Annotated in this window: 9 protein-coding genes and 3 pseudogenes; 3 read left to right on the top strand and 9 right to left on the bottom strand. The window is 46.1% G+C overall.

Going from position 1 to position 11,204, the window contains the following annotated elements; genetic code table 11:
- Positions 1 to 327: 327 nt before the first annotated feature.
- From JCM19037_RS19415 to yhfZ, 9 genes and pseudogenes are all read right to left on the bottom strand, one after another.
- Positions 328 to 1,460 (bottom strand): annotated as a pseudogene (locus JCM19037_RS19415) (phosphopentomutase).
- A 50-nt stretch (positions 1,461 to 1,510) separates the two neighbouring features.
- The gene (locus tag JCM19037_RS19410) at positions 1,511 to 2,392 is read right to left on the bottom strand and encodes an alanine racemase (RefSeq protein ID WP_307189884.1); all 882 of its coding nucleotides are present in this window, start codon (positions 2,390 to 2,392) and stop codon (positions 1,511 to 1,513) included.
- Positions 2,296 to 2,646 (bottom strand): hypothetical protein, encoded by a 351-nt coding sequence (locus JCM19037_RS29635; RefSeq protein ID WP_307189883.1) that lies wholly within the window; start codon positions 2,644 to 2,646, stop codon positions 2,296 to 2,298. Before JCM19037_RS29635 ends, JCM19037_RS19410 begins: the two co-directional genes overlap by 97 nt.
- A 3-nt stretch (positions 2,647 to 2,649) precedes the next feature.
- On the bottom strand, positions 2,650 to 3,747 hold the full coding sequence (locus JCM19037_RS19405; protein ID WP_042403894.1) for an aminotransferase class V-fold PLP-dependent enzyme: 1,098 nt from the start codon (positions 3,745 to 3,747) through the stop codon (positions 2,650 to 2,652).
- A 3-nt stretch (positions 3,748 to 3,750) separates the two neighbouring features.
- Positions 3,751 to 4,659: a phosphotriesterase gene (locus tag JCM19037_RS19400; protein WP_042403892.1), complete on the bottom strand. Its 909-nt coding sequence runs from the start codon at positions 4,657 to 4,659 to the stop codon at positions 3,751 to 3,753.
- A 20-nt stretch (positions 4,660 to 4,679) separates the two neighbouring features.
- Positions 4,680 to 5,963, bottom strand: coding sequence for a YhfT family protein (locus JCM19037_RS19395; protein ID WP_238544822.1), 1,284 nt, complete (start codon positions 5,961 to 5,963; stop codon positions 4,680 to 4,682).
- Positions 5,964 to 5,978: 15 nt separating this feature from the next.
- On the bottom strand, positions 5,979 to 6,341 hold the full coding sequence (locus JCM19037_RS19390) for a DUF2620 family protein (RefSeq protein WP_042403890.1): 363 nt from the start codon (positions 6,339 to 6,341) through the stop codon (positions 5,979 to 5,981).
- A 12-nt stretch (positions 6,342 to 6,353) separates the two neighbouring features.
- A complete protein-coding gene (locus tag JCM19037_RS19385) occupies positions 6,354 to 6,695 on the bottom strand; it encodes a PRD domain-containing protein (protein WP_042403889.1) in 342 nt (113 codons plus the stop codon).
- 55 nt (positions 6,696 to 6,750) lie between these two features.
- Positions 6,751 to 7,681, bottom strand: a pseudogene (gene yhfZ / locus JCM19037_RS27815) (GntR family transcriptional regulator YhfZ).
- Positions 7,682 to 7,840: 159 nt separating this feature from the next.
- Between yhfZ and JCM19037_RS19370 the strand changes: the two are divergent.
- The 3 genes and pseudogenes from JCM19037_RS19370 (at position 7,841) to JCM19037_RS19360 (ending at position 10,858) form a co-directional block, all read left to right on the top strand.
- Positions 7,841 to 9,196, top strand: a complete 1,356-nt coding sequence (locus JCM19037_RS19370; RefSeq protein ID WP_081829458.1) for a sigma-54-dependent Fis family transcriptional regulator — start codon at positions 7,841 to 7,843, stop codon at positions 9,194 to 9,196.
- A gap of 155 nt (positions 9,197 to 9,351) precedes the next feature.
- Positions 9,352 to 10,474 (top strand): annotated as a pseudogene (locus tag JCM19037_RS26290) (hydroxymethylglutaryl-CoA reductase, degradative).
- A 144-nt stretch (positions 10,475 to 10,618) separates the two neighbouring features.
- A complete protein-coding gene (locus JCM19037_RS19360) occupies positions 10,619 to 10,858 on the top strand; it encodes a hypothetical protein (RefSeq protein WP_042403880.1) in 240 nt (79 codons plus the stop codon).
- The last annotated feature ends 346 nt before the right edge of the window (positions 10,859 to 11,204 follow it).

Raw genomic sequence — 11,204 nt, 5'->3', positions numbered from 1 at the left:
ATCCGCCTGCAGTGGAAAGCAACAACAGACTACGCAACGAGGAAAATGTTTAGTTCATTCTATATAGATCGCCAACCTCCTAGAAATTCCAAAAAACGAGCAAACGTCACTACCGCATATGCTGAAAATCGTGAAAAGCTCTCACGACCGGCTTCCATAAACGGCTGTATGCAACGAGAAGTCCATCGATTGGAAATAGAACGAAGCCAAACCTTTCACGGATGGGTGATTTTGTTTCCAATTGAACCATTTTGTAAATACAATTGCTCATCTTTGGAGCACGTCGACCGGTTCTCAGCCTTGCAAAAACGGCGGAAATCCTGCACCTCATTCCATGTTATTTGTATGTTTTATAATCCCCCCTAAAAAGCTGCTACCAGATTCGGTCGCTTGTAAATGAAAGTACTCAGCAAGTGTGGCGCCAATGTCGGCCATCGTTGTGCGAGTGCCGATAGAGACCGGAGAAATTTGTTCACCGATGACGAGGATAGGTGTATATTCGCGGGTATGGCGGGAATGCCCAATCGTTGGGTCATTGCGTGATCAGCGGTAATGATTAAAATATCATCAGAGTTCATGAGGTCAAGGAAACTTTCTAACCACTGATCGACCGTCTCGAGTACACTCCGATACCACTGAACATCTTCGGCGTGACCTGCGAGGTCCGTTTCTTGGACATTCACAAGGAAGGCAGCATCAGTATGTGCCTTCTCATATTGCTCAACTAATGTTTGTAGTACGTTGCTCGTATCCACAACAGGGTTGGCGTACCCACCACCGTGCAAAACGTCTGCGGTTTTTCCGATACGAAACACGGGAAGTTGTTGCTTTTCGGCAATGGACTGAAATTGTCCGGCCATATTTACGCCATATCCCATATGATAAACTTCGTACCCTTCTCCATAAACACCGGATTTGGGTGTGTCTACGCCCCATTGCCCAGGTTCGTTTTCTTTCACGACAGACAGAATACGCTCAATCGACGTGTTCGGTCCTCCAAAGGCGATGACCCGACTCACATCCACCGATTCACGAACGCATCGACCAATATTTCTTACCTTTTCAAACGAAATTTGCTGTAGATCTGCAGTTACGTTAATGATGTTGCCATATGCTGATTCTAGGTTGTCACCGATCAACACGAATTGTTCAACGAGCAGAATTGGGCAATCGTCCCACGGATACCGGACATCGTAACCGGCTCTTGTAAGTGCTGTGGCAATCGTTTGATGAACATCCTTCATCAGTCTTTGTTGCGGGCGTTTCGGGATCGTCCCGACCAACTCTTGATGCCCCATATACGTATCAGCACCCCAATGAGCCAATGCCGATTGCCCGTAGGCGGCCACTTTACTCGGCTTCCCTTCCGTAACAGCGGTTAGCCCCAACCGATGTAAAGCAGGTAGCTGAGCACCGACGTGCTTGCACGTATTCGCACCTGAATCTGGTGAATCCTCCATCGCACCGACACCAAACCCGTCCAACACGAGCAACGTTGCTTTCGCCACGTCTAATACCTCCTTTCAAAATGGACAATTTTTGGTTTGCCTGCTTGGATCCCGCTCACGAGAGCAACATTTGCACGGGTCACGAAGATTTGCGTTCGGAAAGCATACACGACGCTTTCCCCAGGGGCATAGTCTTCGTTTTCATCTAGAGAGCCGTAATAATCGATATACCCAATCTTCGGTTGCTTCGCCCGTACGGTTCGTAAGTCACGGCTCGCCGTCCCTACACATGCGCTTTCAATATTGCCGCGCTCGTAGAACCCTCCCCCAATGACATAGTGGTCGTGGGATACTTCGCTTACGTACACAATGCTTGGCTTTTCTTTCAAATCAAAGTTCACTGCATGGGACGGAGTCGTTCCGGTCAACGCATGGCCTGGCTCACCGTGTGTCACCCCTAATTCTTTGAGCATCGGGATCGTCTCACAGCTCGTGGCACTCGGTGCATTCATCTGCCTGACATCAATGCCTTCGTCTTGCAATAACGCCACCGCGCGATGCAACGTATGAACATTCGTCGTCGGCACCAGTTGTTGATTCTCTTTTAATTCAAGAGCAGGGAACGATGTGACCCCTTCGATACGAATGCCAGGTAGTGCGAGAAGTTGTGGCAATTGTTCAGCTAAGTGCGCCAACTGAAACCCGCCTTCTTGAGATGGGTAAACACGGTCTCCGCGCTCAATGACGCGCAACAATACAGGTTGCACGATGCCAAGAGATGCGGCTGCCGCTGACACTTGCGCGGCACGAGCTGCCGAAAAAACGGTGACCACTTCCAAGTTCATCTTCAAAAGGTCCGGCCATTGATGCTTGCCTGGTTGAACGAGATGTCCGGCGTGACCGAGGGCGATTCCGCTCTCGTGTAGCGGCTGGCTTCGTTCCATTCCACGGCGACCGCTTTTTGAATGCCGTGATTGGCAATCCATTGTGCAAGCTTAGGAATACGCCCGAGCTGCTTTGTCATAAAGTATAATGAGAAATCATGCTCTCGTGCCTTTTCAGCAAGAGCTCGCGTATTCGCGGCAACCGTATCCATATCAATTACATACGTGTTCGGTGGAATATCTGCCGCTTGGTGAAGATCTACAGCTGAATGAATAAGATTTGGGTTTCTTTTTTTTGTCGCTTCGAGAAACATGAGCTATTCCTCCTGGACATCATCTAGCGCACGACGCAGGATATCTAAAATATGTTGTGCGTGAGATTTCATCGGATTGATGCGCAAACCGTAATCTGCCAATTCGGGGTGAGAGGCAATAAAACTGCCGGATACCCGGTAAATCATAGGCAAAATTTCATATCGAGATTCAGCACCGACAGGGTAGACAGCTGCGCCATGCACCCCGCTACGCTCAATCACTCTTTTGGCGACGGGGGCCTTTAATTCAATAATGACGTTTTTCGATTGCGCATTCGTCATGTACGCCGCCCTCACCTCCGGAATTACCCCATCATTTAGTTGTTTGTGCAACGCTTCGACTTGCTCGTTCTGTACCGCAAGTGACACAGGGGCAAACGTCATCATTCGCATCAAGTCAAGCGCTTCAGGCCCTTGGACTTGCCCTCCACCCGAGTAATTCCGTTCATGAACGACATCGATTCCTTCACGCTTTCCGACGATCACACCAATCCCTTCAGGTCCGAGCACTTTAAAACCAGAAAACGTTGAATAATCAGCGCCAAGCTCCACACCAATGGCAGGAACTTTCAAGGAACAATAATTATCATCCGTAACAATTGGCAAATTGGGAGACACTTCTCGCACGGTTTGAATGACCCTTTCTAAGTCATACGTATCTTCTGGTTGTTGACGAGCATGTTGTATATAAAACAACTGCGCTTCTTGATTCCTTAGTACCGTCTTCAGCTTCTCTGTATCGTGAAAATCAACAACAACCGCGTGAAAGCCTAACATACGAAAGGTTTCTTTCGTCGTTGTGTACATCGGTGCATCATGGACGAAAATCGTATCCCCCGGGTTTAAAAGCGCCGCCAAAATTGTCCGAATGGCGCCTGTCCCTGACCCACGGACGAGTGCCGCCGACTGACTTTGAAAGAAGTCAGCTAACATGCTTTCCACTTGTACGGTTGTCTTTGGTCGCTTGAACTTCGGGTGTACGCCCCGATCGCCGCCTTGAAAAATCGTCTCTCCGTTAAAATGGCGACTCATCGTTTCGACCAAACGAAATTGCATATCTTTTGCTTCTTCGATACTAAGCGTTCGTAAAATAGATGACATCCGTCACGACTCCTTTATAGAAAAAGCGGAAGCAGGATTGTCGACAAATAAATTTCTTATTTCCTCGTTTGTAAGTCCTGCGGACAATAAGCGGGGAACAAAACCTTCAAGTACAAGCCCGTACCCGGGTCCACCATACTTCTTCCAATGTGATTTTCTCGTAAGGTCTGCTGAAAGCAACACTTGCGACCCAAACCCTTGATCTAACAATTCAAGAAGGCTGTCGAGACGGTCTTCGTCTGGACGATAATTCGTCTTTCCAATCGTATCAAAAGCCACATATGCACCCGCCTGTACCGCATAAAGAACGGATAAAAAATCTGTATTCAAATCTTGATGACCGATGATGACTTGGGACATCGGCACGCCAATCTGATCAAACAAATCGATCTGCTCTCGTGCAAGCGTTCCGAGTGTTGTATGTGTCGTTACAGGTAAACCTGTCTCGATGGCAGCCATCCCAGCTCCTCGTAGGAGTTGCTCTTCGATCGGCTTCATTTCCTCATGACTCGTACCGACTTCACCAATGACGCCCGGAAAAACACCGTCAATACCTGTACGAATTTCCGAAACGATGTGACTGGCAAACTGTTTTGCCCCCCATCCTGCCGTAAATTCCGGTAGATAAGGATCTTTATAAAAGCCTGTGCTCGCAATAATCTTTACACCAGTTTCTCGGCTCAAGTCGGCAAGCAGGGGCGTATTCCGCCCCATGCCATCATTGGTTACTTCTACCATTGATTCTCCGCCTGCCTCACGAAAGGCGATTAACTCTTTGACCATTCCGTCCGGATCATCCAAGCAAGTATCCGGGTCTTTTTTCATCCTCGATAAATCAATTGTCAAGTGTTCGTGCGCTGCACAAACCCCTAATTCTTCTGGCGTAATTCGCCCTGTCACCGTTTGGATCAACGTTCATCGCCTCCTTTACATCAGCCAATGACTGCGAAAATGTTTGCAAGTATACCGATGGCAATCGCACCAATGGGTCCAATGGCCATGCCGACGATCGGTCTACCTCCGGCTTCATTCAACAAGTACAAGCCGGCAATAAAGAAGAAACCAAAGCCTGGCATAATGGCATTCGCGGCATTCGCACCACCAATGAGAAGCGCCACTTCTAAAACTTTCGTCATCGCTGAACGGATATTCTCTCCAGAATTACGGATGCCCGGATATTTATCCATAAAGCGGGCGATCGCATTGAGTAAGAATACTTCACCCATAATAACGAGTGCACCAATAACCGCCGCCACCCATACATTCGGTGCGAACAACCCAACAACGAACACGAGCGTAAATCCAACTGGACTGTACACCCCAGTCACAATGGCAGTACTCGCAACAAGTGGAATAAACCCTAGTGCTCGAGCTGCCGCCGCTATTCCGGCATCTGTTTGATTTCCTTCAGCAAGGACACTTAGTGAAATGGGGTCCCCTGCCATTAACCACATGTTCGTCGCAGCTGCGATGAGTCCACCAATAATCATGAAATAAATAACATGTTGTTTTATGCGTTTTACTTTTTCGCTAAAGACACTCGCCAAATCAATGCCAGAACCACCTTCTTCTGGCTTTTCTTTCATCGCAAAGACGAGCAGGAAGGCCATTCCGGCAATAAGCGCCATCCCTTCCTGGTTCAAAGCGACGACCGAATCTCCAAAGGCAATAAGCTCGTTTTCATTAAGCCAAACAGCAAGTTGTCTGACAATCGCTGCAACCGCAAAGGTCACGATACCTTTTTTAATGCCAAATTGGAACGCAACCGCTAAGGCTGGGAATACCATGAACGCAACAACGACCGGGTTTCCGACCTGCTCAAGCGGTTCAAGGAAATTCACAGGTAAGTATTCGAACAGTTGTACAAATGCTTCAAGCCCAATAAGAATCCCTGCTCCATATGCACCCCCGACGGCAGCTGCCACAGCAGTGCCCCATCGGTTTTTCGGTGTCATCAGACCGATAATATCGGTTCCTAGAAAGATGGCATGAACGAGGATAATACTCGCCGCTAACGTAAATGGAATTCCAAAGCCAATCACGAGCCCAAAACTCATCGCAAAAGCAGTTAACCCAAGGTCACGTCGACTCATCGTCCCTTCAATATGCTCAGAGACGATTGGACGCAACCCATCGTTAAAGACCGCAATATTACGATTGGAAAGAAGTGCACCGAGTGCACCAATCAATATGATGATAATCATATCCATCCCCATTGTAATGACCCTCCTTTAGCATGATTTTGCTTGTAAAGCGTTCATAATCATCTGAACAGCATCCCGCTTATGATCCGCAGTGAATCCAAACGCCTTTTTCCCTGCATTCACCGCTTCTTGAATCTTCTGTTCATTCGGTTTTCGTCCAGGCATTGATACCGTCTCACATTGCGGACCACCTAAAATGGCTCTCGCCATCGCTAAGGCACCCCCACCACCTGTTGCACACGCCCCAACGTAGTAGTCTGCAGCACCCGACTTCACTGCCATTGCCGCCTCTACATCTGACTTAACAACCGTTTCTACATCCCCGCCAAACTCTTTGACGAGCGCTTCTACTTCTTTCTTGTCCACTTGTCCACCAATCACTACTTTCATTCGTAACGCCTCCTATTGATTGAATAGTGTTGCATAATGAATTTTAAGAAAAATGCGTTCCTCTTCAGGCAAATTACTACCTACTTGTTCTTCAATCCACACCAGTTCGTTTTGTATTTCCGGTTTTATACTCATTGCTTCTACTTCTTTAACCAATGCAGGCGCTGGCTTATCCAGCTCCTCCCCGCGCTCCATGCGGGTCAATGCAGTTGCCAGATGCGTGACAAGCATCGTGACGTGATCCGTAGATGCGTTCTTCGGTAAGCGATCTGCGGCTTTAGACGTAATGCTCGCCGCCTTTTGGCTAATCACATCTCCATTTAGAAGAAGTTCCAATCGTTCTTGAATACTCATGACGTCTCTCCTTTCGTTTTGTTCAATGTACAGTATTTTGTATATTAATCATAAATTAATATCGAGGATGCCGGCTACCCTTTTCTACTTCAAGCTGTACTTGTTGTACCCGCAATGCAAGTAATTGACCGACTCTCTTTTCCACCTCTTCATTCGTTCCATCAACGACAAGAACCGCTTCGCTAATGCGATTCGCTAACTTCCCAGCTTCTGTTGTTTGAAAAGGCATCCTGTGGACACTAGGCTCAAGACGCAATTCATCTTGGTTCCAAATTGCTGCATCAATCACTCCTTCACGAAGTAATTCAAAAAGTTGCATATAATTGGCTTCATAATACGTCACGTCAATTCCTGCACACTCATGCTCGGTAAGAACAAATTGATCTGGTGACGAATAGTCAATCCCTACCTCATGCCCGCTTCAATCTGTTTCTTGCTCGGATCGTGCAAAAAGACTTCATGGCCTGACACGTAGCTTCCTTGACCAAACAAAACAGACATGTTCAACGAAGCATCTTCACCCACCATCTGCTCAGCAGCCATACGAGACATAATGGCAAAATCATATCTGCCGGACTTCAAGCTTCCATACGTTGGAACGCCCCGCGCATATACGCAAGATTGGTTCGAACATTCTGTTCATCAAACGCTGCGATCAACCCTGTTGCCAAACCTTCGTACTTTCTTGAGTACGGCAAAGGCATGACACCGACAAGCGGACCGATACCTGCTACCTCGAGCAACTTCGGCATATCTTTTTGGACGACATATGTACCTAAATGTCCCCTCGCTTCAAACCCAACCGCACGGATATTTTCTAACAAACGCAGCGCTCCTTGAACGGTGCCCCTGCCCATTGAAAACTCTGCTACCAGATCGGTAACCCTCGGAATGCGGTCTCCTACTTCCAAATGAACAAGTTTCTTTGCAATTTGTTTAGCGGCAAATCCATTCTTTGAATAAAGTTGTTCCCAGATGCTGTTCATTGATCGCCCACACTTTATATTTTCATATTGTAATATACATTTTATAGTATTCTGTATATTAATGCTAGGTTGATTTTATTCCACCTATTTCACTGCGACGACACTTAACCGTTTCGTTTATAATAAAACCACATGAATAATTGAATAGGAGGCTTTGAATTGTTTAAACAATTCCTTGACCAGATGCACGACGGGATGCTGATTATTGACGAGCATGCGAATGTACGATATGCGAACCAATCATACTATGAAATATTAGGCATAAAACAGCGTGACATTACGAACATGCAACTTGAAGATATCCAATCTAACACGCGAATTGTAGATGTTCTAAAAACGGAGCAACCGCTAATTAATGTTTCGTTCGACTTTAAGCAGACTGGGGTGAGAATTGTTGCGAACATTACACCGGTTTACGATTACAATAAAAAGAAAATTGGAGCGATGTCCGTTTTTCGTGATTCAACGAAAACTCGCCTTTTAGAAGATGAATTACGACAGTTAAAGGGATACACAGCGTACTTAAAAGAACAGCTAGGTCACGTCCCCTCCCGTCGTTTTTTGGAGAGAATTGAGTCACGTGAACCGATCTTTCGCGACATTAACGAAAAACTTTTAAGAGCTGCCCAGACAGACTCTGTGATCCTCCTTACAGGAGAAAGCGGAAGTGGTAAAGAAGTCGCCGCCGATGTGTTGCATGGACTAAGCTCGAGAAGTGCAGAACCTTTCATTAAAGTGAACTGTGCAAGCATTCCTGAAACTCTCATGGAAAGTGAATTCTTCGGGTACGTAGAAGGTGCGTTTACTGGCGCAGTCCGCTCGGGTCACAAAGGTAAGTTTGAACTTGCTCATGGCGGAACGCTCTTCCTTGATGAAATCGGGGACATGCCGTTGCCTTTGCAATCGAAATTATTACGGGCACTACAAGAGAAAAAAATTGAGCGAATTGGCGGGGAACAAAGCATTTCCATCGATGTGCGAATTATTGCAGCTACGAACGCAAATCTCTACGATCTTGTGAAAATGAAAAGGTTTCGAGAAGACTTGTACTATCGATTGAATGTAATTCCTATTCATCTCCCACCATTACGTGAACGCAAAAGAGATATATTGCCTCTATCTACTGAGATTATTAATGATTTTAACCAACGGACAAACAAGCAATTATCGTTATCTGCTGAAACAAAAACGCATTTTCAAAGCTACACTTGGCCCGGAAACATACGTGAGTTGCGCAATGTGCTAGAACATGCTTTTGCAATGACAAATACTGGGGAACGAATTCAAAATGACCACTTACCGGAATATATGATGAAACGTTCCACAAGTGCTTACTCACCAAATGAAGAATCCTCGTTTCTTGAGCAGTATTTACGATTCGAAACGATCGAAAAAGAAGCCATGATTGAAGCACTTGATCAAACAAACAACCACCGATCTACAGCAATGCAATTACTCAATATGAGCCGACGAACCTTTTATAATAAACTTAAATATTATGAGATCGATGACTAACCGTATACAAAGTATACAATATGTATACTTTGTATACGGTTCTAGTGGTTTTTTGTGCATAATGTATACACTTCAATATGTATGTACTATCCGTAAGCGTTTCCAAAGTTGGAACGCTTTTTGCATTTCAATAACACGACTAAATACATAAAAGGATGGGAAGCCATATGACTTTTAAATTTTCAAAGTTTCATGAACGCACAATTGAAGAACGAAAGGAATTGATATTTTCGACGAGCAGATTAAAAAAAGAAGAACAGCAGTTATTTGAGAATGAACAGTACGATCAACTGTCCGATCAATTAGTCGAGAATGCTTTTGGAGTCATGGAAATTCCACTTGGCGCAGCGGTCAATTTTGTCGTGAATGGACAGGAACGCATTATCCCTATGGCGACAGAGGAGTCTCAGTGATTGCTGCAGCGAGTCACGGAGCGAAACTCACACGACCAACTGGGGGCTTCACAGCCCGCTTAGAAGAAAGCGGAATGTTTTCTCAAATTCAAATTCTAGGTGTATCGGATGTTCACCATGCGAAAATGAAGATCCTTCAGCACAAACAAGAGCTGATCACACTCGCAAACGATCAAGATCCTGTACTAAACCAGCTTGGTGGAGGAGCTTACGACATCACTGTACGAGTACTCGAAACACCACCGGCGATGATCATTGTCCATCTTCACGTCCATACTTTGGATGCGATGGGTGCGAACGCCACAAATACGATGGCTGAAAAGATTGCACCTAAGATTGAAAAGATTGCCAATGGCGAAGCCAGGCTGAGAATTATCTCCAACCTCGCAGACAAGCGGCTTGTACGTGCATTTTGTGAAATCAAAAAAGAAGACATCGGCGGCAAAGAAGTCGTACAGAAGATTGTAGAAGCTTGTAATTTTGCAAAACGTGATCCTTATCGTGCAGCCACTCATAATAAGGGCATTATGAACGGCATTACACCCATTGTGTTAGCGACGGGGAATGATACAAGGCTGTTGAAGCAGGCGCCCATGCGTATGCAAGTCGAAACGGATACTACACTTCCCTTACTCAGTGGGAGATGAATGAAGCCGGTAATCTCACAGGAAGTATTGAATTGCCAATGGCCGTAGGCACAATCGGAGGAGCGACCGCTGTTCATCCGAAAGCACAAGCAAACTTAAAAATCCTCCAAATCCAATCTGCCAACGAACTCGCAGAGATTATCGCATCTGTTGGACTTGCTCAGAACTTAACCGCCCTTAAAGCGCTATCGACTGAAGGCATTCAAAAAGACATATGAAGCTTCATGCCAAAAACATCGCTCTAATGGCTGGGGCCAAAAACGAGGAAATAGCTGAAGTAGCACAATACCTCGTTAAAGAAGGCAAATTCAGATCAGATATTGCTGAACAATATTTAACACAATTGAGAGGTGAACGAACTCATGGATGAAGAACAACGCAAGCCTTTTGTTGAAATTTGGGCAGACCATGTCGGGATTCGTGATATGGTCATTGCTATCTTACTCTGTGTCGTCCCTGCAATGGCGGGGTATATTCTGGCGCCTAGTGAGCCCCCGCTGCCACTCGCTCTCGGGCTCACCGGTGCTTTCATTGGCTTTATCATCGCATGCATTATTATTAAACCAAAGCGCAAGCTCCATGAAGAGCAAGCGGAAGAATAGAGGGAAGTACAGATGGATCCAGTCATCATTTTACAAATGATTTTAGCAGCGTCGCAGGGGCGGTCATTTATACGATCATAGCGTCGCCCCAGGCACAGATGAAACCGCTGTGCTTGCCCCCGTCACGCTGGCGCTTATTCTAGCAGGCTTATCCCCTTATGCCGTGTTGGCGTTCTTTATATCAGCGATCACCGCCAAAAAATTAACGGATTCAATTCCTGTTGCTGTCGCGGGTATTCCTGGGGGAGTCATGGCGGCCCCGATGGTCGAACCCGCTATGGTCTTAAAATCTCACGGTTTATCTCATCAAAGCATCAAAAAATGGCTTCCGGTTCAGTCATCGGTA

Origin of the sequence: Geomicrobium sp. JCM 19037, from assembly GCF_000698105.1 — a bacterium.
Classification (GTDB): domain Bacteria; phylum Bacillota; class Bacilli; order Bacillales; family Marinococcaceae; genus Geomicrobium_A.
Note: the sequence above shows the minus strand (reverse complement) of the source record. Positions and strands in the feature narration are given on the sequence as shown.

What these genes read in the sequence shown, in the direction of transcription:
- JCM19037_RS29635 (WP_307189883.1), bottom strand. Translation starts at nt 2,646, where the DNA reads ATGTTTCTCGAAGCGACAAAAAAAAGAAACCCAAATCTTATTCATTCA.
- JCM19037_RS19390 (WP_042403890.1), bottom strand. Translation starts at nt 6,341, where the DNA reads ATGAAAGTAGTGATTGGTGGACAAGTGGACAAGAAAGAAGTAGAAGCG.
- JCM19037_RS19410 (WP_307189884.1), bottom strand. Translation starts at nt 2,392, where the DNA reads ATGGAACGAAGCCAGCCGCTACACGAGAGCGGAATCGCCCTCGGTCAC.
- JCM19037_RS19360 (WP_042403880.1), top strand. Translation starts at nt 10,619, where the DNA reads ATGGATGAAGAACAACGCAAGCCTTTTGTTGAAATTTGGGCAGACCAT.
- JCM19037_RS19395 (WP_238544822.1), bottom strand. Translation starts at nt 5,963, where the DNA reads ATGGGGATGGATATGATTATCATCATATTGATTGGTGCACTCGGTGCA.
- JCM19037_RS19405 (WP_042403894.1), bottom strand. Translation starts at nt 3,747, where the DNA reads ATGTCATCTATTTTACGAACGCTTAGTATCGAAGAAGCAAAAGATATG.
- JCM19037_RS19385 (WP_042403889.1), bottom strand. Translation starts at nt 6,695, where the DNA reads ATGAGTATTCAAGAACGATTGGAACTTCTTCTAAATGGAGATGTGATT.